21 protein-coding genes are annotated in these 22,816 nt (G+C 66.0%); 9 read left to right on the top strand and 12 right to left on the bottom strand.

Features of this window, described 5'->3' with window-relative positions; translation table 11 throughout:
• Nucleotides 1–39: 39 nt before the first annotated feature.
• The 3 genes from ACFQ3C_RS04750 to ACFQ3C_RS04740 are packed head-to-tail and all read right to left on the bottom strand — an operon-like array spanning nt 40 to nt 2,965.
• Nucleotides 40–1,098, bottom strand: coding sequence for a YcjF family protein (locus ACFQ3C_RS04750; RefSeq protein ID WP_380789318.1), 1,059 nt, complete (start codon nt 1,096–1,098; stop codon nt 40–42).
• Nucleotides 1,095–1,553, bottom strand: a complete 459-nt coding sequence (locus ACFQ3C_RS04745; RefSeq protein WP_380789317.1) for a GNAT family N-acetyltransferase — start codon at nt 1,551–1,553, stop codon at nt 1,095–1,097. Before ACFQ3C_RS04745 ends, ACFQ3C_RS04750 begins: the two co-directional genes overlap by 4 nt.
• Nucleotides 1,550–2,965 carry a YcjX family GTP-binding protein gene (locus tag ACFQ3C_RS04740; protein ID WP_380789316.1) on the bottom strand — a complete coding sequence of 472 codons (1,416 nt, stop codon included), beginning with the start codon at nt 2,963–2,965 and terminating at the stop codon, nt 1,550–1,552. The genes ACFQ3C_RS04745 and ACFQ3C_RS04740 overlap by 4 nt, the downstream gene beginning before the upstream one ends.
• A gap of 179 nt (nt 2,966–3,144) precedes the next feature.
• On the opposite strand from ACFQ3C_RS04740, the gene truA reads away from it, so the two are divergent.
• A complete protein-coding gene (gene truA, locus ACFQ3C_RS04735) occupies nt 3,145–3,915 on the top strand; it encodes a tRNA pseudouridine(38-40) synthase TruA (RefSeq protein ID WP_380789315.1) in 771 nt (256 codons plus the stop codon).
• 64 nt (nt 3,916–3,979) lie between these two features.
• Here the strand turns inward: truA and ACFQ3C_RS04730 are convergent, their stop codons facing one another.
• Genes ACFQ3C_RS04730 through ACFQ3C_RS04710 form a run of 5 tightly spaced genes read right to left on the bottom strand, consistent with a single transcriptional unit; the run spans nt 3,980 to nt 7,604 of the window.
• On the bottom strand, nt 3,980–4,744 hold the full coding sequence (locus ACFQ3C_RS04730) for a LamB/YcsF family protein (RefSeq protein WP_380789314.1): 765 nt from the start codon (nt 4,742–4,744) through the stop codon (nt 3,980–3,982).
• 14 nt (nt 4,745–4,758) lie between these two features.
• Nucleotides 4,759–5,784, bottom strand: coding sequence for a 5-oxoprolinase subunit C family protein (locus ACFQ3C_RS04725; protein WP_380789313.1), 1,026 nt, complete (start codon nt 5,782–5,784; stop codon nt 4,759–4,761).
• Entirely contained in the window at nt 5,781–6,539 is a 759-nt protein-coding gene (locus ACFQ3C_RS04720) for a 5-oxoprolinase subunit B family protein (protein WP_380789312.1), read from the bottom strand. Before ACFQ3C_RS04720 ends, ACFQ3C_RS04725 begins: the two co-directional genes overlap by 4 nt.
• A 4-nt stretch (nt 6,540–6,543) precedes the next feature.
• Nucleotides 6,544–7,476 carry a hypothetical protein gene (locus ACFQ3C_RS04715; protein ID WP_380789311.1) on the bottom strand — a complete coding sequence of 311 codons (933 nt, stop codon included), beginning with the start codon at nt 7,474–7,476 and terminating at the stop codon, nt 6,544–6,546.
• Complete coding sequence (locus ACFQ3C_RS04710) at nt 7,473–7,604, bottom strand: hypothetical protein (protein WP_380789310.1); 132 nt, start codon at nt 7,602–7,604, stop codon at nt 7,473–7,475. Before ACFQ3C_RS04710 ends, ACFQ3C_RS04715 begins: the two co-directional genes overlap by 4 nt.
• A 212-nt stretch (nt 7,605–7,816) precedes the next feature.
• On the opposite strand from ACFQ3C_RS04710, the gene ACFQ3C_RS04705 reads away from it, so the two are divergent.
• The gene (locus ACFQ3C_RS04705) at nt 7,817–8,329 is read left to right on the top strand and encodes a winged helix DNA-binding protein (RefSeq protein WP_380789309.1); all 513 of its coding nucleotides are present in this window, start codon (nt 7,817–7,819) and stop codon (nt 8,327–8,329) included.
• A 3-nt stretch (nt 8,330–8,332) separates the two neighbouring features.
• On the opposite strand, the gene ACFQ3C_RS04700 is transcribed toward ACFQ3C_RS04705, so the two are convergent.
• Nucleotides 8,333–9,586, bottom strand: coding sequence for a cytochrome P450 (locus ACFQ3C_RS04700; protein ID WP_380789308.1), 1,254 nt, complete (start codon nt 9,584–9,586; stop codon nt 8,333–8,335).
• 476 nt (nt 9,587–10,062) lie between these two features.
• Between ACFQ3C_RS04700 and acs the strand changes: the two genes are divergently transcribed.
• From acs to ACFQ3C_RS04665, 7 genes are all read left to right on the top strand, one after another.
• On the top strand, nt 10,063–12,027 hold the full coding sequence (gene acs, locus ACFQ3C_RS04695) for an acetate--CoA ligase (protein WP_380789307.1): 1,965 nt from the start codon (nt 10,063–10,065) through the stop codon (nt 12,025–12,027).
• Between the two features lie 5 nt (nt 12,028–12,032).
• On the top strand, nt 12,033–12,716 hold the full coding sequence (locus tag ACFQ3C_RS04690; RefSeq protein WP_380789306.1) for an adenylate kinase: 684 nt from the start codon (nt 12,033–12,035) through the stop codon (nt 12,714–12,716).
• A 69-nt stretch (nt 12,717–12,785) separates the two neighbouring features.
• The gene (locus tag ACFQ3C_RS04685) at nt 12,786–13,046 is read left to right on the top strand and encodes a DUF4212 domain-containing protein (RefSeq protein ID WP_380789305.1); all 261 of its coding nucleotides are present in this window, start codon (nt 12,786–12,788) and stop codon (nt 13,044–13,046) included.
• Between the two features lie 21 nt (nt 13,047–13,067).
• Nucleotides 13,068–14,876: a sodium:solute symporter family protein gene (locus ACFQ3C_RS04680; protein WP_380789304.1), complete on the top strand. Its 1,809-nt coding sequence runs from the start codon at nt 13,068–13,070 to the stop codon at nt 14,874–14,876.
• Between the two features lie 120 nt (nt 14,877–14,996).
• Nucleotides 14,997–16,832: a DUF294 nucleotidyltransferase-like domain-containing protein gene (locus tag ACFQ3C_RS04675; protein WP_380789303.1), complete on the top strand. Its 1,836-nt coding sequence runs from the start codon at nt 14,997–14,999 to the stop codon at nt 16,830–16,832.
• Nucleotides 16,833–16,873: 41 nt separating this feature from the next.
• On the top strand, nt 16,874–17,395 hold the full coding sequence (locus ACFQ3C_RS04670) for a hypothetical protein (protein WP_380789302.1): 522 nt from the start codon (nt 16,874–16,876) through the stop codon (nt 17,393–17,395).
• Between the two features lie 3 nt (nt 17,396–17,398).
• A complete protein-coding gene (locus ACFQ3C_RS04665; protein WP_380789301.1) occupies nt 17,399–18,826 on the top strand; it encodes a 3'-5' exonuclease in 1,428 nt (475 codons plus the stop codon).
• An 84-nt stretch (nt 18,827–18,910) separates the two neighbouring features.
• On the opposite strand, the gene ACFQ3C_RS04660 is transcribed toward ACFQ3C_RS04665, so the two are convergent.
• The 3 genes from ACFQ3C_RS04660 to ACFQ3C_RS04650 are packed head-to-tail and all read right to left on the bottom strand — an operon-like array spanning nt 18,911 to nt 22,814.
• Nucleotides 18,911–20,056, bottom strand: coding sequence for an acyl-CoA dehydrogenase family protein (locus ACFQ3C_RS04660; RefSeq protein WP_380789300.1), 1,146 nt, complete (start codon nt 20,054–20,056; stop codon nt 18,911–18,913).
• Nucleotides 20,053–22,023 carry an acetyl/propionyl/methylcrotonyl-CoA carboxylase subunit alpha gene (locus tag ACFQ3C_RS04655; RefSeq protein ID WP_380789299.1) on the bottom strand — a complete coding sequence of 657 codons (1,971 nt, stop codon included), beginning with the start codon at nt 22,021–22,023 and terminating at the stop codon, nt 20,053–20,055. Before ACFQ3C_RS04655 ends, ACFQ3C_RS04660 begins: the two co-directional genes overlap by 4 nt.
• Complete coding sequence (locus ACFQ3C_RS04650; protein WP_380789298.1) at nt 22,020–22,814, bottom strand: crotonase/enoyl-CoA hydratase family protein; 795 nt, start codon at nt 22,812–22,814, stop codon at nt 22,020–22,022. Before ACFQ3C_RS04650 ends, ACFQ3C_RS04655 begins: the two co-directional genes overlap by 4 nt.
• Nucleotides 22,815–22,816 lie beyond the last annotated feature (2 nt).

Below are 22,816 nucleotides of genomic sequence, written 5' to 3'. Positions count from 1 at the left end.
CGGGTTATCCACATATCCACAGGGGTTTTTCGCGAATCCTCAATCACCTGTGGATTGATCCGCGCGCTGCCCGAACAGCCCCGCCAGCGCCTGTCGCACCACCCCCGTGACCGAGGGTCGGCCCGCCCGGATGAAAGGTAACGGGCGGCACACCTCGATCGCGGCGATGCCCACGCGGGCCGTCAGCGCCCCGTTGACGACACCTTCACCGAAGCGGCGCGAGAGTTTCGACAGGACCCCGCCGCCGGCCAGCGAACCGATCAGATCATCCCCGATCGCCACGGCCCCGGTCGCGACCAGATGGGTCATCACCGCGCGGGTCAGGCGCCAGCTGCCCAGCGTGCCGGACCGGCCGCCATAAATCTCGGCGATGCGGCGGATCATCCGCAGGTTGGCGGTCAGCGCGGCCACCACGTCGGCCAGCGCGATGGGCACCAGCGCGGTCACGGTCGCAACCTGCCGCGCCGCGGCCTCGATCTCGGACCGGGCGGCGGCGTCCAGCGGCGCCAGAAGCTCGGATTCGGCCAATCCCAGCAAGGTCGCGGCGTCGAATTGATCGGCCTGTCGTTCGGCCATGCGCGCGCGGCCCCAATCCAGTTCAGACCGCCCCTTGTATAGCGCCTGCAGCCTGTTCACCACATCCCGGGCAGCCCCCAGATCCTCGGTGGTCAGCGCCGCGCGCGCCGCATGGTTCAGCTTGTCGATCCGCCCCAACCGCGCAAAGGCCGAAGCCTCGCGCAGCGCGATGGCCAGAAGCACCAGCAGCAGGGCCCCCGTGACCGCCGTCACCGCATAGCCCAGCAGCGGCGCGCGCGCGATCAGGCCCAGCACGAAATCCCAGGCCGCGACCGAAACGACCGCCCCCAGAAGCGTCAGCAAAAGACCCCAGAACCATCGTGTCAGCCGCGATGGCGGACGCGCGGCCAGTTGGGCCATGCGCTGCATCGCTCGCCCCTGCGGCAGCGCTGCCGCGTCCTCAAGCTCCGGCACGGGCGGTGCAAGATCGGGGCCGGACTTGGGCCGCTCGTCCAGTTCGATCAGGACGGGGCCGCGCGCCTTGTCGCCGCGCCCCTCGGGTCCCTGCGATGGCTCGCTCATGCAACGCTCCTTTCCCAGATCAGGCGGATGTCGGGCAATCCTTCGTCATTGACGGATCCCTGCCCGCGGCCATCGCCGCGCCCCGCCTCGCGGAAGCCTGCGCGCGCATAGAAGCGCTGCGCGCCGATATTGGCCTGGAATGTGGTCAGTTCCAGTCGCGCCGCGCCGTCCTTGGCCCGGTCCAGCAAGCCCTGACCGACACCCTGCCCGCGGTATTCCCCCGCCACATAGAGCGCGTGGATGAAACCCTCATGCAACGCCATGAAACCTGCAACCCCCTCACCCTGCCCGGCAGGTTCCGCCACCAGAACCCAGCCACGATCCACCATCAGCCCGGCGAAGGACAGATCCTCGGCACGCGAATAAAGCCGTGGCATCCAGTCGGTCGTGTCGATGAACTGCGACAGGATCGCCGCCACGGCGCCGGCATCCGTGGGCTGCGCGCGCCGGATCACAGCCGGTCTCCGATCAGGAACTGCGCGGCACGGTCCAGACGGATATGCGGCGGGCCTTCCCCTGGTTTCAGACGCAGGGGGGCGGGTGCGAAATTCATCACCTTGTAATCGGCATCCAGCCAGCCGCGCGCGCCGTCCCGCGCCGGTCCCAGCAGGCGGTTCGGGTCCTCGGGCAGATCACCGGGATAGAAGGCCGCCTGCCTGCCGGTCTCCAGCAAGGTGCCGCGCACGCAATCCAGCGGCTTGCCATCATGGGTGATGGTTTCCTCCACCGTGGCGCGCAGGGCGGCGATGGACATGGCTGCCGTCTGCGCGCCCGCGAAATCGGCGCGTGCGCGCGCTTCGCGGGTCAGGGCCTGCATGATCGCGGTCAGGCGGGCGTGCTGACCATGATGCAGATGGTCGGCCTTGGTGGCGGCGAACAGGATCCGCTCCACCCGCTTGCCCAGCAGCAGACGGGTCAGGAATGCATTGCCACCGGGGCGGAAAGCCCCCAGGGTTTCGGCCATGGCGCGCCGCATGTCCTCGACCGCCGCAGGTCCCTTGTGAATGGCGCCCAGCGCATCGACCAGCACAACTTGCCGGTCGATCCGGGCAAAATGGTCACGAAAGAAAGGTTTCACGACCTGCGCCTTGTAGGCATCAAAGCGCCGCGCCATCTCGCGGCGCAGGGACTTGCGCGCGCCCTCCCCCTCGCCCGGCAGGGGCGCGAAGGTCAGAACCGGCGAGCCTGCCAGATCGCCAGGCAGGATGAAGCGGCCCGGGGTGCAATCGTAATAGCCAGCCGCCCGTGCCTGCGTCAGGTAGCCGGTGAACCGGCGCGCCAGATCCTGTGCCAGCGGCTCGTCATGGGGGGCCGCCGGGTCGATACCGTCCAGTTGCGCCAGAAATTCCGCCGCTTCCGGTCTTGGCGCGATCCTGGCCATGACCTCGCGCGACCACTGGTCATAGCTTTTGTCCAAAAGACCCAGATCCAGCAGCCATTCACCGGGATAATCCACGATATCCAGATGCAGGGTGCGCGGGCCGGACAGGCCCGACAGCAGCCCCGCGGGACGCACCCGCAACGACAGGCGCAACTCGGACACCGCCCTTGTGCTGTCAGGCCAATGGGGCTGCGCCGCGGTCAGGGCCGCAAGATGCGTCTCGTAATCGAAGCGCGGCAGCGTATCGTCAGGCTGTGGCTGCAGATAGGCCGTCTGGATGCGCCCTTCGCCCTGGGCCGCCAGCGCGCCCATCCGCGCGCGGTCGATCAGGTTGGCCACCAGCGAGGTGATGAACACCGTCTTGCCGGACCGCGCGAGGCCAGTAACACCCAACCGGATCACCGGCTCGAAAAAAGTCTCGGACAAGGTGTCGCCCAACGCTTCGACGCGCCTTGTGATCCCATCCGCCAGATCCGTGATTGCCAATGGCCTGCCTCGTCTTCTGCAAGCCCTCAAGATAGGGATGACAGCGCCCCACCGCCAGAGGCAAGCCCGCCTGCGTTTCTTCTTGCCGCAAATATCCCCGCCGGAGGCATCCGCCCGCGCCGCAAGCGCCGCGCCGGGATGGATTGAGCCGCGGGGCGAATTCCTCTATGTCCCGCGCCATGCCCCGTTATGCCCTCAGGATCGAATACCATGGCGCGCCCTTTGCCGGATGGCAGGCGCAGGCCGATCAGCCGTCGGTGCAGGGCGCGATCGAGGATGCGCTGGACCGGCTGGAACCCGGCCCCCACAGGATCGCTGCGGCAGGGCGCACCGATGCGGGCGTGCATGCGCTGGCGCAGGTCGCCCATTGCGACATGGGGCGCGACTGGGATCCGTTCCGCCTGTCCGAGGCGTTGAACTACCACCTCAAGCCGCGGCCCGTCGCGATCCTGGAAGCCGCGCGCGTGCCCGATGACTGGCACGCGCGTTTTTCCGCGCAGGAACGGCGATACCTGTTCCGCCTGCTGACGCGCCGCGCGCCGGCCACCCATGACGCGGGTCTGGTCTGGCAGGTGCCGCGCGAACTGGATCTGGCGGCGATGCGCGCAGGTGCCGCGCATCTGGTCGGCCATCACGATTTCACCACGTTCCGCAGCACCATGTGCCAGTCGGCAAGCCCCGTGAAGACGCTGGATGCGATCACCATCGACCGGGTCGAGGGGCTGTCCGGGCCGGAGCTGCGGTTCCACCTGCGGGCGCGGTCTTTCCTGCACAACCAGGTCCGCAGCATCGTCGGCACGCTGGAGCGGGTGGGATCGGGCGCATGGGCGCCGGATGACGTGAAATCCGCGCTTGAGGCCCGCGACCGCGCCGCCTGCGGGCCGGTCTGCCCGCCGCAGGGGCTTTATCTGGCGGGTGTCGGATACCCGGACGACCCTTTCGCGGGATGATCCCGCGCGTTCGGGATATTTGAAGCAAGAAGAAGCCGCGGGCGCATCGCTGCCCTGTCGGGTCTCAGACCGGGAATTGGGTGACGGTGATGCCTGCGGCCTCAAGTTCGCTCCGCACGGCGCGGGCGATGTCCACGGCTTCGGGCGTATCGCCATGCAGGCAGATCGTGTCGATCCGGGTCGGAATTTCCTTGCCGCTGGCGGTGACGATAGCCCGGCGCAGCACCATGTCGGTGATCCGTTTGCCGGCGATGCCTGCGTCATGGATCACGGCGCCGGGGATCGATCGGTCCACCAGCGTGGCGTCGTCATTATAGGCGCGATCGGCAAATATCTCGCAAACGAACCTGCACCCCAGCGCCTGTGCCGCCGCCTGCTGCTCGGTCGCGGCCAGCACCATGATCGCGATCTCGGGGGCGACCGAGAGAGCGGCATCGTAAAGCGCGGTGGCCAGTTCGAAATCCTCGGCCGCGGTATTGGCCAGGGCACCGTGCAATTTCAGATGGCGCACCTGCCCGCCCGCGGCGCGCGCCATCGCCTGGGCGGCCCCGATCTGATAGCGGACCTGGTTCTGCAAGGTTGCATGCGGCACCTGCATGCGGTGGCGGCCAAAGCCCTGCAGATCGGCATAGCCGGGATGCGCGCCGATACCGACGCCCTTCTGCACGGCCAGCCGCATCGTTTTCATCATCACATCCGCATCGCCCGCGTGAAAGCCGCAGGCGATATTGGCCGATGTCACGATATCGAGCAGGCTGGTATCATCGCCCATCCGCCAGGGGCCAAAGCTTTCGCCCATGTCGGCGTTCAGATCGACGGTCAGGGTCATGGGGCAGTCTCCTTTCAGGGGGTGTCCTGGTCATCGTGATGGGCGGATATCACGCCGCTGACAAGCTGGTAGGACAGAAGATCGTGGATATGGGCGGGGTCGCGCAACAGCGGGCGGATGCCGGCGGACAGTTTCGCAAGCTCCGCCATGTGACGGCGGTGGATCGCAACCGCGTCTTCCAGCGTCACGACCTCGAAGCGCAGGGTCACATCGGGTCCGGCCTGCACCACGCGCGGCAGATCGGCCGGAATCACCGTTCCGATACGGGGATACCCGCCGGTGGTCTGGCATTCGGGCAAGAGCACGAAGGGTGTGCCGTCGCCGGTCATCTGGATATCGCCGGGCACGATCACCTCGGACAGGATGCTCAGCTGCCCCGAGGCCGCGAAGGGATCACCGTCGAATTCCAGCCGCGCGCCCATGCGGTTGCCGCGCGCATCGCGCCTGAACGCCGTGGCCTGGAACCGGTCCAGCACCTCTGGATCGAAAAGCACCGTCTGCATGGAGCGCGTCATCCGCACCGTGCCGCCCGCCAGACGCGGCGCGGGGTCCAGCGTCAGCCCCACCTCGGCGCGGGTGTCATCGCCCAACGGCAGCCGGTCGCCGGGGCGCAGGGCGCGGCCGATCCCCGCGGCCAGGTGCGCGGCCCGCGCGCCAAGGACCATTTCGGTCGCGATACCGCCGCCCAGATGCAGGTAGCCATAAATGCCGCGCAGGGCCGCGCCGATCTCAAGCCGCTGTCCCGCGCGCAGCAGGTGGCTGGCGTTCCAGGCAAGCGTCTGCCCGTCGATGCTGGCCGTCATCGGCGCGCCGGTCAGGGCGATGCGCGTGTCCTGCGTCGCCTCGAAGCTGCCGCCCATACCGGCCATTTCCAGGGCGGCCTGGCTGGCGGGTTGACGCAAGAGCGCCGCCCCTTCCGCCAGCGCAACCGGATCGGCTGCCCCGCCCTGCGAGAGGCCCTGCCCCAGCAGGCCCGGCCGGCCAGGGTCCTGCACCGTCACTTGCGGGCCGGCGCGGTGGATGATCAGGGCGCGGCTCATCGGATCACCTCCAGTTCGGCGCCACCCTGGCCCGTCCGGTCCTCGGCGCGGATACGTTCGAGTTCGGCGGGCGTGATGGCGCGCAACGAGATTTCATCGCCGGGCCGCAACGCGAAGGGTTCGTCCGATTCCGGGCGAAAACAGCGAAAGGCGGTCTGTCCGATATGACGCCAGCCGGTCTGGGTCGCGGCGGAAAAGATGATCAGTTGCCGGATCGCCACGACCAGCGCGCCCTCGGGCACGCGCGGGGTCAGCGCCGTCTGGCGGGGGATGTCCCATTCCGGGCCAAGCTGGCCCGTATAGGGCTGACCGGGCGCGAAACCGACGGTCAGTACGCGGGGGCGCGCGGCGGTCAGGCTGTCGATGGCCTGCCGTGCGGTCAGGCCCGCCGCCTGCGCCGCCTCGTCGAATTGCGGGGCCAGATCGGTGCCGAAGACGCAGGGAATGCGGAAATGCCGCCGCCCCACCGGCAGATCGGCGCGGGTCCAGTCCCGCGCCTTCAGAAGCGCCTCAACATGGGCGATCAGCTGCGCGTGATCCAGATGCAGCGGATCGAAACGGACAAAGGTCGAGGTGAGCGAGGTCGAGACCTCCTCGATCCCGTCCAGGGCGTCGGCCTCGATCGCGGCGCGAAAGGCCAGGGCCGCACGGTTGGCGGGCTCGCTCAGCTTGTCGGCGAAGCTGACCAGAAGGCCCGCGATGCCCACAGGAGCAATACGCGGGAAACGGGTGGTCGTGGCATGCGTCTGGGTCATTGGTTCAGTGGGCTGCTTTCTGATGCGGGCGATGCGCGTAAAGCCAGCGCATCGCAATGGGGGTCAGGAACATCGGCACCTGGTACACGCCGATGAAAATCAGCAAAGGGTCGGTCGTGGCGGCGGGCAAGGCCAGCAGGAACAGCGCCACGTTGCGGTTGCCCGCGATGATCGAGGGGCCGGTCGGATCAGCACCGGACCGCCCGCGCAAGATCATGTAGCAGGCGATCTGCAAGCCGAAATTCACCACGCAGACACCGGCCAGCCATTTCAGCACCAGCACAGGATCGGCGCGCAATGCAGGCCCGACCGCCGCCATCAACCCGATCACGATGACGAAAAGCGCAATGGCATTCAAGCCATCGACCTGGCGCAGGTCTGGGGCGGGGATCAGGTGGCGCAGGGCAAAGCCAAGGCCCGAGGCCAGGGTGATCACCACCAGAAGGCGCGCCGAGGCCGCAAGCACATCGGCGATATCGCCAAGACCGGGCGCGGCCCAGAGGATCGGCATGACGGTCACGGGGAATACCGCGATACCGGCAATCAGCAGCCGCAGGGCGGGCGCGGGATCACGCCCCAGCAAGGCGGTGAAGGCCGCCGCCCCCGACACGCCAGGCGCTGTCAGCATCAGCATGACCGCGATGGCAAAAGGGGTCGCCATCAGGCCCAGCGTCCAGAAAATGACCAGCGCGGCCAGCGGCATCGCCAATTGGAAGACAGCGATCAGCAGCAGACCGGATCGCGCCTCGGCCAGTGAACCGGCGGCCTGACGCAACCCGATGCGAAAGGCTGTCAGGAACAGCAGCAGCCCCACCAGATGCGGCAGCCAGGGCCGGATCAGCGCCGCCAGGTCAGGCAGGGTCAGCCCCGCAACAAGACCCGCCACCAGCGCAAGCCTGCCATGGCGCGCAATGGCCGCCAGAAGATCCCCGATCATGTGCAACCGCCCGGTCCTTTTCGCATCGTCCCGGACAGCCATGCACCGGCCATCGCGCAGGGCGCCGCAGCGGGGGCCAGGGCTGTCGCCGCCCCGAGGCCGGTCAGGGTCACTGTGATTTGCGTCATGGCCTGTCTCCCGGTCAGGGCCCGGCGATACCTGCGCCTGGGGCCAGGTCTTGCGCCTTGTCCCGGTTCTTGTCCCGGTTCTTGTCCGCATGGCCCGCGCCGAGACATCTGGCCCACCCGGAGAGCCTCCGATTCCAGACCCATACTGCCTGACTTTCAAAAAACGTCAACAAAATGTTGACATTTTATCATTATCGCCCATCCTGACGCCCATGACATCCTCACTTGGTCCCATCGTTTCATCCGCACATCTGGCAGAGGGATCCTTTGCCGAGATATCCGAGCTTGAGTTCGGCATGATCATTGCCGGAAATGCCTTCAACCGCTGGATGGTGCGCGCCATGGCGGCCGCAGGCTTTCCCGATCTGTCACCGCTGGACGTTCTGGTGCTGCACACGGTGCGCCATCGCGGGCGGGCCAAGAAACTGGCCGATATCTGCCTTGTCCTGAATGTCGAGGATACGCATACGGTCACCTATGCGATCAAGAAGCTGACCAGGGCGGGGTTGGTCAAGGACGGTCGGCGCGGCAAGGAAAAGACCGTCGAGGCGACCGAGGCGGGTCAGGACGCCTGCGCGCGCTACCGCGAGATCCGCGAGAACCTGCTTTTGAAACCGGTGCTGGAACTGGGGCTGGAGCCTGAGCAGATCAGCAAGCTGGCCACGCTGCTGCGCACGATGTCAGGGCAATACGATCAGGCTGCGCGGTCGGCCACCGCCTTCTGAGGGTCACGGCCCAAGCCGCGCGGGCAGCGCCGCGTAGCCGCGAAAGCGCAGCCGCCCGCCGTGCCGGCGCCCCTCGACCAGCGCATAATCGGGAAACCGCGCCAGAAAGCGCGACACAGCGATACGCCCTTCCATCCGGGCCAGGGTCAAGCCGACGCAGACATGCGGCCCGCCTGCGAAGGCCAGGTGACGATTGGGCTTGCGGGTGATGTCGAAACGGTCAGGATCGGGAAACTGCGCGGGGTCGCGGTTGGCCGCGCCGATGCAAAGATGCAGGTTGGTCCCAGCGGGAATGTCGATCCCGCCGATGGTGACGGGCGCTGTCGTCTCGCGGTTGCCAAGCTGGTTGGGCGACTGGTAGCGCAGAACCTCCTCGATCGCGGAGGGCGCAAGTTCCGGGTCGGCCAGCAAAAGCGCTTTCTGATCCGGATGATCATGCAGCATCGCCAGCGCGCTGCCGATCAGGTTCGTCGTGGTCTCATGCCCCGCGTTCAGGATGAAGATGCAGTTCTGCACCAGCTCCATCTCGGACAGGGTGCCACCATCGCCCCCCTCGCCCGTGATCAGCCGGGTCAGCACATCGGTCTCGGGATCACCGGGATTTGCGCGACGGCGCGCGACCAGATCCTTAAGGTAGGCGCAGAATTCAGTGACCGCCGCATGGCCGCGTGACAGTTGATCGTCGGACAGAACAGGCTCCAGCGCGCCCAGGATCGCCAGCGACCAGTCCCGCAGCGGCGCGCGTTCGGACTGCGGAATATCCAGCAGGTTGCCGATGATCTGTATCGGGATGGAGGATGCGAAATCCTCGATCAGGTCGGGGGTTTCATCCAGCTTTGCGCGCCCGGCCAGACCGTCAAGCAGATGATCGACCGTGGCGATCAGTCCCGGCTCCATCCTGGCGATGGCGCGCGGTGTCAATGCCGCGCTCATGATCCGGCGCACGCGGGTGTGCAGCGGCGGATCATTGAAGACAAGCGAGGTGGTGTGATGTTCATATAGCGGTGTGCCGGGGCCGAACTTGGGCGCGAAAGCCGCCTTTTTGTCAGAGCGGAACAGCGTGGTGTCGCGGTAAATGCGGTCCAGGTCCGCATGGCGACAGATCAGCACCGACCCATCGGGCTGAGGCTGCACGGGCGCATGGGCCAGCAACGTGGCGTAGACCGGAAACGGGTCCGCGACGAAGCCCGCCGGGGGCCGCGCCAGCACGAAGCCGCGGGCCATCCGGATCGTATCGTCGGCCTGATCCCTGTCCATGACGCCCCTTGCCTTGCTGTCACCGGCCTTCAGTCTACCGCCCGCGCCCGCGCAGGCAAGCGCCCCGCTGAAAAGGCCGCAAGCGCGGCGCCGAATCCGCGGCCGTCAATAAAGGACAGCCTGTCTGACAGATTCGTAACGCTGCGTCATTTTCGAATCATGGCGCGCGGCAGTCCGAAGCGGGAAATCGGGTCAAATCCGGGCATTTCAGCATACATTGGTATACTTTTTGTTTCGCCGCGACAGATTCTTCCGCCGCCAACCCCCAAAACAAAAGGTAAATTTTCTGTGAACCCGCATAAATTTACAAGTTTTTCGGAAAGTTGATAACTAATTTACTAAATAAGCGATAAAAAACAGTATCTTATATAAAGATGGCATCTCTGTGGTAAATTCACGCCCGAGGAGAGGATGCAGCTACCGCCCAGCGCGGCTGCGTCGGGGCCCCCGCGGCCCGGAAGACGAACGGAGGATTCATGACCAACCCGACCAGTACCGATACCCTGTACGCCCCGTCAGCCGCGTTTGTGGCCAATGCCCATGTCACCGCAGAGCAGTACAAGGCGATGTACGCGGAATCGGTCTCCAACCCAGAGGGGTTCTGGGCGGAGCATGGCAAGCGCATCGACTGGATCAAGCCCTATACCAAGGTCAAGAACACCAGCTTTGCTCCCGGCGCGGTCGATATCAAATGGTTCGAGGATGGCACGCTGAACGTCAGCGCCAACTGCATCGACCGCCATCTTGCGACGCGCGGCGATCAGACCGCGATCATCTGGGAACCCGATGATCCCAAGGATGAGGCGCAGCACATCACCTACAGCGAGCTGCACCGCCGCACCTGCCGGATGGCCAACATCCTGGAAGGGATGGGCGTACGCAAGGGCGACCGGGTGGTGATCTATCTGCCGATGATCCCCGAGGCCGCCTATGCCATGCTGGCCTGCGCGCGGATCGGTGCCGTGCATTCCATCGTCTTTGCCGGCTTCTCGCCCGATGCCTTGGGCGCGCGGATCAACGGATGTGACGCCAAGGTCGTGATCACCGCCGATCACGCGCCGCGCGGCGGGCGCAAGACCCCGCTCAAGTCCAACACCGATGCGGCCCTGCTGCATTGCAAGGACAGCGTGAAATGCCTGGTCGTGCGCCGCACGGGTGACCAGATCACCTGGGCAGAAGGTCGCGACTACGATTACAACGAACTGGCGCTGGAAGCGGATGATTACTGCGCCCCCGCAGAGATTGCCGCCGAAGATCCGCTGTTCATCCTCTACACCTCGGGATCGACCGGGCAGCCCAAGGGCGTCGTGCATACATCGGGCGGCTATCTGGTCTATGCCTCGATGACGCATCAGTACACGTTCGATTACCATGACGGCGACATCTTCTGGTGCACCGCCGATGTGGGCTGGGTGACCGGGCACAGCTATATCGTCTATGGCCCGCTGGCCAATGGCGCGACCACGCTGATGTTCGAAGGTGTGCCGACATGGCCCGATGCGGGCCGGTTCTGGGCCGTGTGCGAAAAGCACAAGGTCAACCAGTTCTACACCGCGCCCACCGCGATCCGCGCGCTGATGGCGCATGGCACCGATCCGGTGACGAAATATGACCTGTCCACGATCAAGGTGCTGGGCACCGTGGGCGAACCGATCAACCCCGAAGCCTGGAACTGGTACAATGACGTTGTCGGCAAGGGCGAGCGCCCGATCGTCGATACATGGTGGCAGACCGAAACCGGCGGTCATCTGCTGACGCCGCTGCCGGGCGCGATCCCGACCAAGCCGGGATCGGCCACCCTGCCCTTCTTCGGTGTGCAGCCGGTGATCCTGGACCCGCAGACCGGCGCCGAGATCACGACGACCGCGGCCGAAGGCGTTCTGTGCCTCAAGGACAGCTGGCCCGGCCAGATGCGTACCGTCTATGGCGATCATGAGCGGTTCGAAAAGACCTATTTCAGCGACTACAAGAACTACTATTTCTCGGGCGATGGCTGCCGCCGCGATGCGGATGGCTATTACTGGATCACGGGCCGCGTCGATGACGTGATCAACGTCTCCGGCCACCGGATGGGCACCGCCGAGGTGGAAAGCGCGCTGGTCGCCCATGTCAACGTGGCCGAGGCCGCCGTGGTGGGCTATCCGCATGCGATCAAGGGACAGGGCATCTATGCCTATGTCACGCTGATGAACGGCGTGGAGCCTTCCGAGGAGCTGCGCAAGGAGCTGGTCAAATGGGTCCGCACCGAGATCGGACCGATCGCCAGCCCCGACCTGATCCAGTGGGCGCCCGGCCTGCCCAAGACCCGTTCGGGCAAGATCATGCGCCGCATCCTGCGCAAAATCGCTGAAAACGATTATGGCGCGCTGGGGGATACCTCGACGCTGGCCGATCCTTCGGTGGTCGACAACCTGATCGAAAACCGGATGAACCGGGGGTGAGCGGCATGGGCACGGATACCATGACACGGCCCGCCGTCCTGATCCTGCTGGGTCCTCCGGGGGCTGGCAAGGGCACGCAGGCGCGGATGCTGCAGGACCGTTTCGGGCTTGTGCAACTGTCAACCGGGGACCTTTTGCGCGCGGCCGTGGCGGCGGGCACCGAGGCAGGCCGCGCCGCGCAAGCTGTGATGCAGGCAGGCGATCTGGTCAGCGACGACATCGTGCTGGCGATCCTGCGCGATCGGCTGGACCAGCCGGACACCGCCAAGGGCGTGATCCTTGACGGCTTTCCTCGCACGACCGGCCAGGCCATGGCGCTTGACGCGCTGCTGGCGCAGACCGGGCAGCGGATCAACGCCGCCATCTCGCTTGAGGTGGATGACGCCGAGATGGTGGCCCGCGTGTCGGGCCGCTTCACCTGCGCCAGCTGCGGCGAGGGCTACCACGATCACTACAAGACCCCCGCCGAGGCGGGTGTCTGCGACAAATGCGGCGGCACCGAGATGATCCGGCGCGCCGATGACAACGCGGCCACGGTGGGCCAGCGTCTGACGGCCTATCACGCCCAGACCGCACCGCTGATCGCGTATTACGAGGAAAAGGGCAATCTGCAGCGGATCGACGCCATGGGCGAGATCGGTGCGATTGCCGAAGGGCTGAGCGCGATCGTCGAACAGGCGGTCGCGTAATCGGGAGGGGGAGGCGCGGAGACATCCGCGCCTTTTCGGGACAACGTGCAAAAAGGGAGGACGCCTTTCATGGCAGACAACTCGAAAGACAACAACGCCTATTGGGCCGCGAACAAACGGATCATCGGGATCAGCCTGGTGATCTGGTTCGTGTGTTCGTTCGGCTTCGGCATTCTGCTGCGCCCGATGCTGTCGGGTATCGCGGTCGGTGGCACCGATCTGGGCTTCTGGTTCGCCCAGCAGGGCTCGATCCTCGTGTTCCTGGTTCTGATCTTTTTCTATGCCTGGCGCATGAACAAGGTCGATGCAGAACACGGCGTCGAAGAATAAGAGACAGGGACAGGGAAACCAATGGATCAGTATACTCTCAACCTGCTGGTGGTGGGTGCGTCCTTCGCGCTCTACATCGGCATCGCGATCTGGGCCCGTGCCGGCTCGACCGCTGAATTCTATGCCGCAGGTCAGGGCGTTCCGCCCGTGATGAACGGCATGGCAACCGCTGCTGACTGGATGTCGGCGGCTTCCTTCATCTCGATGGCGGGTCTGATCGCCTTCGTGGGCTACGACAACTCGACCTTCCTGATGGGCTGGACCGGTGGTTACGTGCTTCTGGCGCTGCTGCTTGCCCCCTATCTGCGCAAGTTCGGCAAGTTCACCGTGCCGGAATTCGTCGGCGATCGCTTCTATTCGCAGGGCGCGCGCCTTGTGGCCGTGATCTGTCTGATCGTGATCTCGGTGACCTACGTGATCGGCCAGATGCGCGGTGTGGGCGTGACCTTCGCGCGCTTCCTGGAAGTGTCGACCGATACCGGCCTCTACATCGGTGCGACGATCGTGTTCGCCTATGCCGTGTTCGGCGGCATGAAAGGCATCACCTACACGCAGGTCGCACAGTATTGCGTTCTGATCATCGCCTACACCATCCCGGCGATCTTCATCTCGCTGCAGGTGACCGGCAACTTCCTGCCGCAGCTGGGTCTGTTCGGCACCTATGCACCGTCGGGCGGGGATATCGCCTTCCTGACCAAGCTTGACCAGGTGGTGATGGAACTGGGCTTCAGCCAGTATACCGCACACAGCACCTCGACGCTGAACATGGTGTTCTTCACGATGTCGCTGATGATCGGTACCGCGGGTCTGCCCCACGTGATCATCCGCTTCTTCACCGTGCCCAAGGTGGCCGATGCGCGCTGGTCCGCCGGCTGGGCACTGGTCTTCATCGCACTGCTCTACACCGTGGCACCTGCCGTGGGGTCGATGGCGCGCCTGAACATCACCACGACCTTCTGGCCGAACGCCACAGCCGGCGCCGCGCTGGATGGCGAAGCCCTGTCGGTTGAAGAAATCAACACCAACCCCGAACTGGCCTGGATCAACACCTGGGTGAACACCGGGCTGCTGGGCTTCGAGGACAAGAACGGCGACGGCCGCATCCAGTACTACAACGATGCAAGCCCCGCCATGCAGGCCATCGCAACCGAGCGCGGCTGGGTCGGCAACGAAGTGACCAAGTTCGACCGTGACATGCTGGTTCTGGCCAACCCCGAGATCGCAGGCCTTCCGGGCTGGGTGATCGCGCTGGTGGCGGCTGGTGGTCTTGCGGCCGCTCTGTCCACCGCGGCAGGTCTGCTGCTGGCCATTTCCTCGGCCGTGTCGCACGACCTGATCAAGGGCGCCATCAATCCGAACATCTCGGAAAAGGGCGAACTTCTGGCGGCACGTGTGTCGATGGGCTTTGCCATCGTGGTGGCGACCTGGCTTGGCCTCAACCCTCCGGGCTTCGCGGCCCAGGTGGTGGCGCTGGCCTTCGGTCTGGCCGCGGCAACGATCTTCCCGGTTCTGATGATGGGCATCTTCTCGAAGCGCATCAACAAGGAAGGCGCCATCGCGGGGATGCTGGTCGGTCTGTTCTCGACCGCCATCTACATCTTCCTGTTCCTGGGCTGGTTCTTCATCCCCGGTACGGCCACTCTTGAAAACGTGCCGGCCAACTGGCTGTTCGGCATCGCCCCTGCTTCCTTCGGGACCGTGGGTGCAATCCTGAACTTCGCCGCGGCCTATATCGTGTCGGGCATGACCAAAGAGCCCCCGCGCGAGATCCAGGACCTGGTGGAATCCATCCGTGTGCCGAAAGGCGCAGGCGCGGCCACCGGCCACTAAGACACTCTGGCGGGCGGTTCGAAAGAGCCGCCCGCTTCATTTTTGAGATGTTGCCACGCACCGGCCTGCGCTAGACAGGGGTGACGACCAGCAACAGGGATACTCCCGAGGATCGGTTCGATGCCACTTTCCGCTGACGACCTGCGCCGCTTTCTCGGCACCATTCACCCCTATGACAGTTTTCCGGCCGCGGATCTGACCCGGATCGCGGCACAGTTCAAAACGCTGCCGCTGAAGGCCGAGGACGTGATCTATCGCCATGGCGAGCCTTGCGAAGGGCTTTACGTGATCCTTGACGGCGAGGTCGAGATCACCTCGGACACCGGCGAAGTCGTTTCGCATCTGCAGGCGCGCAATTCCTTTGGCGAGCGCGGATTGATGCGCGGTGGCCTGACCGGCACCAATGCCCGCGCCCTCAGCGACGGCGAATTGCTGCTGTTGCCAACCGATGATTTCCGCGCGCTGATCGCTGCCAACGACAGCGCGCGCCGCTTCTTTGCGCGCAGCCGCGCGCGCGAGGCCGCCGATGCCGCCCGCCCCGTGGCGCTGACCGAAACCCGTGTCGACCGGCTGATGGCCGTCGATCCGATCACCTGCACCGTTGACACCTCGATCCTGGATGCGGCCCGCCTGATGCGGTCGCACCGGATATCGGCCCTGGGGATCACCGATGGCGACCGCCTGGCCGGGATCGTCACGCTGCACGATATCAACAACCGCGTGGTCGCCGAAGGGCTGGACCCTTCGCGCCCGGTACGCCAGATCATGACAGCCAACCCCGAAACGCTGCCGCCCTCGGCGATCGGGTCGGACGTGCTGCACATGATGATGGAACGCCGTTTCGGCCATGTGCCCGTGGTGGACAATGGCAAGCTGGTGGGCATTGTCACCCAGACCAATCTGACGCGGTTCCAGGCCACGAATTCGGCCTCGCTGGTGCGCGATGTGGCCCGCGCGGAGGATGCCGGCGCCATGGCGGCCGTCACCGCCCATATCCCCCGGCTTCTGGTGCAGCTTGTGGGGGCCGGGAACCGCCACGAGACGGTCACGCGGCTGATCACCGATATCGCCGATGCGGCCACGCGCCGCCTGCTGGCCCTGGCCGAGGCGCAGCTGGGCGCGCCCCCGGTGCCCTATCTGTGGCTGGCCTGCGGATCGCAGGGGCGTCAGGAACAGACGGGCGTATCGGATCAGGACAACTGTCTGATGCTGGACGATGCAGTGACCGAAGCCGATATGCCCTATTTCGCGGAACTGGCGAAATTCGTCAGCGACGGGCTTGATGCGGCGGGATATTTCTATTGCCCCGGCGACATGATGGCGACCAATCCACGCTGGTGCCAGCCTGTCCATGTCTGGCGCGGCTATTTCCGCCGCTGGATCGAGACCCCCAACCCCGAGGCACAGATGCTGGCTTCGGTCATGTTCGATCTGCGCCCCATCGGCGGCACAACCGCACTGTTCGAGGACCTGCAACGCGAAACACTTGAGGCGGCCGCGCGCAATTCGATCTTCGTGGCGCATATGGTGTCGAACTCGCTCAAGCATATCCCGCCGCTGGGATTGCTGCGGGGTTTTGCCACCCTGCGCAGCGGCGAACACAAGAACCGCATCGACATGAAGCTGAACGGGGTGGTGCCGATCGTGGACCTGGGCCGCATCTACGCGCTGCGCGGCCAGCTTGAGATGGTCAACACCCGCGCCCGGCTGGAGGCGGCGCATGGTGCGGGCCTGGTCAGCCAGAGCGGCGGGCGCGATCTGCTGGATGCCTACGATCTGATCGCACAGACCCGTCTTGAACATCAGGCGACGCTGATCCGCGCTGGCGGCAAGCCTGACAACTTCATGTCGCCCAACGTGCTTTCGGAATTCGAGCGCAGTCACCTGCGCGATGCCTTTGTCGTGGTCCGGACGATGCAATCGGCCGTCACCCAGGGGCGAGGTGTGATCGGCTGACCCCGCAGCCTGCAACATAAAACGGGGAGAGGAGCAATTTAATGTATATCGACATAATCACGATCATCGCCGCAGGCTTTGCCGCAGCCGGGGTCGTGATGATTCTGAACCGCCTGACGGGCAAACGCATGCCGCGCTGGGTGGTGCCCGCGGGCGCAGGCGCAGGCATGATCCTGATGAGCCTGACCAATGAATATCGCTGGTATCCGCGCACCCTGACCGTCATGCCCGAGGGCTTCGCCGTGATCTCGACCGCCGAACACCGCGCGGTCTACAGCCCCTGGACCTATGTGGTGCCCTATGTGGACCGTTTCGTGGCCGTCGATCTTGCCGGCATCCAGCGCAACGCGGCGCAGCCTGACCTGCGGCTGAGCCAGGTCATCTTCTTCGCCCGGTGGGAATCCGTCCGTGTCCTGCCCGTGGTGATCGACTGCGTGCAGGGGCGCAGCGCCCTGCTGGATCCGCAAGCCATGTTCAATGATGACGGCACGATCCGCGTCGCGCGCTGGGATCAGACGGGGATGGACGATCCCGCAACGGCAGTCGTCTGCAAGGAAGGGTAGGCCATGTTCGACCGACTGGGACCACGCCAACGCACGCTTGCCTTCTTCGGCCTGCTGGCCCTGGCGTGCATCCTGGTCGTCGCCGGGGCGCTGATGCTGGCCGACGCGCGGCTGGACATGCCCGAAGCGCGGCCAGCCTTTGTTTCGGTCGGCTTGATGTCGGGCTTTGCCATTCTGGGTATCTGCGCCCTGATGTGGCTGATCTTCGACGAGACCGTTGCCCGCCCGATCGAGCGGCTGGCTGCCGCCATGCATGCCCGCGCCTCGACGGATATGCGCGGCGGGATCGACACCGCCGTGGCGCGCCATCTGGGCGATCTGACAACGGCCGCATCGGCCCTGACTTCGCGGCTGGGCGAGGCACGCACCGAGGCAAATGCCGATATCGCCCGCCATACCGCGCGGCTGATGTCCGAGCGCGAACAGCTGACCCGCATCCTCTCGGCCATACCGGCCGCCGTGCTGATGGTGGGCAGCGATCACCGGATCACGCTTTACGATGGCCATGCCGCCGCCATGCTGGACGAACAGCATCACCTGGGCCTGGGCCAGCGCATCTTCGACTATTTCGATGAAACCTATCTGCGCACGGCTTTGGAGAACCTGGCCGACAGCGGGGGAAGCACGCTGGATCAGCAGCTTGTCACCGCAGATGGCGCGCGTCTTTTCGACGTGACCCTGCACGATCTGGGAACCGGGGCGGGCTATATGCTCAGCTTTCCGGTTCCGCGCGAGACAACGCCCGCACGCCCGGTGGTCTATGATTTCGAGATGAACACCCGCGAGGCCTCGGGCGACATCATGGATGTGCCGCTGCGCGATCTGACCTATGTGATCTTCGACACGGAAACCACGGGGCTGCTGCCCGACCGCGACGAGGTGGTGCAGATCGGGGCGCTGCGCGTGGTGAATTGCCAGCAGGCGGGCGGCGAGGTTCTGGACTTGCTGGTCAATCCGGGCCGCCCGATCCCCGCGCGGTCCACCGCCGTCCATGGCGTGACCGATGCGATGGTCCGCGACGCGCCCGACATGGCCCGCGCCGGGCGGCGGTTTCACAGCTTTGCCCGCGATGCGGTGCTGGTCGCGCATAACGCGCCTTTCGACATGGCGTTCTTTCACCGCCATGCGCCCGCCATCGGGGCGGAATTCACCAATCCGGTTCTGGACACCGTGCTGCTGTCGGCCGTCCTGTTCGGCGGCACCGAGGGGCATACGCTGGATGAAATCGCCCAGCGGCTAGAGATCGACCTACCCGAAGAGGTGCGCCACACCGCCCTGGGTGACGCCATCGCCACGCGTGATGTCTTCTTGCGGATGATCCCGATGCTGGAAGCCCGCGGTCTGCGGACCTTCGGCGATATCCTGACCGAGATGCGAAAGCACAAGCGCCTGCTGCCCGATCTCAACAGCGATCTGACAACGAAGGGCTGACGCGCGCCGCACAGCGCGCGCTCCCCTTTCATCGTTCTTCAAATACTCATCGCCTGGCCCGCGCCGCGCGCCACGCCTGCCGGCTCACAGCCGTTTGGCGATTTCCTCCAGCATCACCTCGGTGGCGCCGCCGCCGATGGCCTGCACGCGGGCGTCGCGCACCATGCGTTCGATCTCGGTGCCGGACATGTAGCCAAAGCCGCCGTGGAACTGCTGGCAGTCATACATGACCTTGTTGACCAGATCGCCGCATAGCGCCTTGATCGCGGATACCTCGCGGACGCAATCGCCGCCGGCATCCATCGACACGGCCGTCTGATAGATCAGCGCCCGCGCCGCCGCCACCTCGGCCCAGCGCTGGGACAGGCGTTGCCGGATCGCCTGCTTGTCCCAGAGCGTCGCGCCAAAGGCCTTGCGGTCCTTGACGTAATCCAGCGTGATCTCCAGCGCGCGCAGCGCCTCGCCCATGGCCTGCGCGCCCAGCACGATGCGTTCGTTCTGGAAATTCTGCATGATCGCGTAGAACCCGCCATCAATCTGGCCCAGCACCTGGTCGGCCGGAATGCGTACATCCTCGAGGATCAGCTCGGCCGTGTCCGAACTGCGCCAGCCCGATTTGTCCAGCGGCCGCGCCACGGTGAAACCGGGCGTGCCCTTCTCGACGATGAAGATGGTCGTCCCGCGCGAGGATTTCTGATCCATGTCGGTGCGCGCCGCCACGAAGTAAAGATCCCCCAGCACCCCGTTGGTGATGTAAAGCTTGCGCCCGTTCAGCACCCAGTGGTTCCCGTCCAGCCGGGCGCGGGTCTTGATCCCGCCCACGTCCGAGCCTGCATCGGGTTCGGTGACAGCCACGGCGGTGATCTTTTTCCCGGCGATGATGTCGGGCATGTAGCGCGCCAGCTGATCGGACGTGCCCGCATTGGCCAGATGCGGCGAGGCCATGTCGGTATGCACCAGCGCCGTGATCGCAAAGCCGCCATAGCCCGAGCGGCCCAGCTCCTCGGCAAAGATGACCGTCGCCAGCGTATCCATCTCGGCACCGCCATAGGCCTCGGGATAGCGGATGCCCAGGAAACCCAGCTCGCCCATGCGGCGCAGAACCTCGCGCGGGATCTGGCCGGCCGCTTCCCAGGCATCGCCATGGGGGCGCACCTCGTCGTCGACAAAACGGCGCAGCTGATCGCGGAAGATGCGATGTTCATCGGTCAGAAAGGGCATGTCGGTCATGTCTGGGTGTCCTTGTCAGGGGTCAAGCGTGCCAGCAGCGCGCCACCCGGAAGGGTGGTGCCTGCCGCATGGGGCAGGTCGGTCAGGATGCCGTCGCAGGGCGCGGTCAGGGTCTGCATCAGTTTCATGGCCTCGAAGACAAGCACGGGCTCGCCTTGTTTCAACCTTGTGCCAGCGGGATGCAGCACCTCGGCCAGAAGGCCGGGCATGGGGGCGGTGATGTCGGAGCCGGTTGTCCCGCGCTGCAAGACGGTGGTTTGCGCGCCATGCGAGAGGCGCGCCATGGCCGGCCCTTCCGCCAGGGTGATCCGATCCGGCGCGATCTCGCATGTCAGACGGCGGCGCAGACCGTCAGCCTCAAGATCCAGCAGGTCGCCGGTCAGCCGGGCATGGGCGGCGTGCAGCAGGACCGTGCCCGCGTCATCCGTCACCACATGGCCATCCGGCGCATCCCGCACGCAAAGGCTGTCGCCATCCACCATGTGCCAGCTTGCCCCGCGCCGACCGGCGGGGGCGGTCACACGCCAGTGACCAAGCTGCCCCCAGGGCGCAGGCCCGCCGCCGCCGGTGCCAGCTGCGGCCAGGGCAAGCGCCAGCGCCGCGATGGCGCGCGCATCAGCGAGGGCAAGGGGCGTGTCTGTCAGCGGATGCCGGTTCAGGAAATCCGTACCCAAGCGCGCCGCCGCGAAATCCCCAGTTGCCAGCAGCCCCGCCACTTGTGCGAGATTGGTCCCGATACCGCCCACCTCAAGCGCCGCAAGCCCGGCGCGCAGGCGCGCCAGCGCCGTGGCGCGGTCAGGCCCATGGCCGATCAGCTTGGCCATCATCGGGTCATAGTGATGCGAAACCGGGCTGCCCGCCTGAACCGCGCTGTCCAGCCGCAGCCCCGGCAGATCGGGCAGATGCCAACGGCTGACACGCGCGCCCCCTGCCCCGTCCAGCGCGATCCGGGCCTCTATCGCGGCGCCCTGCATGACGATATCCGCTTGCGCCAGCGTCAGCGCCTGACCCTGCGCGATCCGGATCTGCCAGGCGACAAGGTCAAGGCCGGTCACCGCCTCGGTCACCGGATGTTCCACCTGAAGGCGGGTGTTCATCTCAAGAAAATGCCAATCATGGCTGGCCGGATCGTAAAGATATTCCACGGTGCCCGCGTTGCGGTAGCCGATCCTTGCGGCCAGCCTGACCGCAGCCTCGGCCATGGCGGCGCGGATCCGGTCGGGGATATCCGGCGCGGGGGCCTCCTCGATCAGTTTCTGGTGGTTCAACTGGACCGAGCAATCCCGATCCCCCAGATGCAGGACAGCCCCGTGATGATCGGCCAGAACCTGCACTTCGACATGGCGCGCGCCATGCAGCAGCCGCTCCAGCAGCACATCGGCATTGCCGAAGGCCGCCTGCGCCTCGCGCCGCGCGGCGACCAGTGCCGCGGGGAAATCGGCCAGGTCATCGACACGGCGAATGCCACGCCCGCCGCCGCCCGCGCTGGCCTTGATCAGCAGCGGCGCGCCCAGGGCGGCCGCCGCAGAGGCAAGGGTCGCATCGGACTGATCCGCGCCGCGATAGCCGGGCAGGATCGGCACGCCCGCCGCCTGTGCTTCGGCCTTGGCGGCGGCTTTCGATCCCATCAGCGCGATCACATCCGCCGAAGGGCCGATCCAGACCAGCCCGGCTGCATCAACCGCACGGGCGAAATCGGCATTCTCGGACAGAAAGCCGTAGCCAGGATGCACGGCCTGCGCGCCCGCGCGCCTGGCGGCGCCCAGCAGACGGGCAGGTTCAAGATAGCTTTGCGCCGCCTCTGTCGGGCCGATGGGCAGGGCCTGATCCGCCTCATGAACGAAGGGCGCATCGCGGTCCGCCTCGGAATAGACGGCGACGGCGCGCAGGCCCAGGCTGCGGCAGGCCCGGATGATGCGGCGCGCGATCTCGCCCCGGTTGGCGACAAGGATGGTGTCAAAGCTCATGATCCGCTCCGCCAGGGTGGGGTCTGGCGCGACAGGAACGCGTCGATCCCGGTCTTGCCCTCGGCGCTGTCCCAGGCATCGGCAAGCCGTTCGGATGTCAGCGCGACATGACCCTGCGCGGGCGTGGCCACCACATCGCGGATCAGCGCCTTGGTCGCGCCAACGGCACCGGGGGCGGCCTCCAGATGGGCGGTGACGACATCCTCGATTGCCGCGTCAAGCTGCGTCAGCGGCACCGCGCGATCCAGCAGACCGATCCGTTCGGCATGGGCCCCATCGAACAGCGCGCCCGACAGCATGGTGGCGCGCGCGCGGGCCGCGCCGATCCGGGCGATCACATGCGGCGCGATATTGGCCGGGATCAGGCCAAGCCGCACCTCGGTCAGGCCGAACCGGGCTTCGGCCGCGCCAATGGCGACATCGCAAACCGCGATCATGCCAACGCCGCCGCCATAGGCCGGACCCTGGATGCGCCCGATCAGGGGCTTGGGCAACTGCGCCAGGGCCGCCAGCATATGGCCCAGATCGGCGCTTTGCGCCACGCGCCCCGCCCGGTCCAGCGCCAGCGTATCGCGGAACCAGCCGATATCGCCGCCCGCGCAGAAACTGGCCCCCGCCCCGGTCAGCACGACGACGCGCACCGCGTCATCCGCCGCCAGCAGGGCCGCCGCGCGGGCCAGTTCGGCGATCAGCGCCGCGTTCAACGCGTTATGCTTGTCAGGCCGGTGCAGTGTCAGGCGGGCCACGCCGCGGGCGTCAGTCTCAAGCGTCAGGGTGTCGAAATCATGCATGG

Source organism: Seohaeicola saemankumensis, from assembly GCF_042678485.1.
Lineage (GTDB): Bacteria > Pseudomonadota > Alphaproteobacteria > Rhodobacterales > Rhodobacteraceae > Seohaeicola > Seohaeicola saemankumensis.
This window is presented reverse-complemented; position numbering and strand designations above follow the sequence as displayed.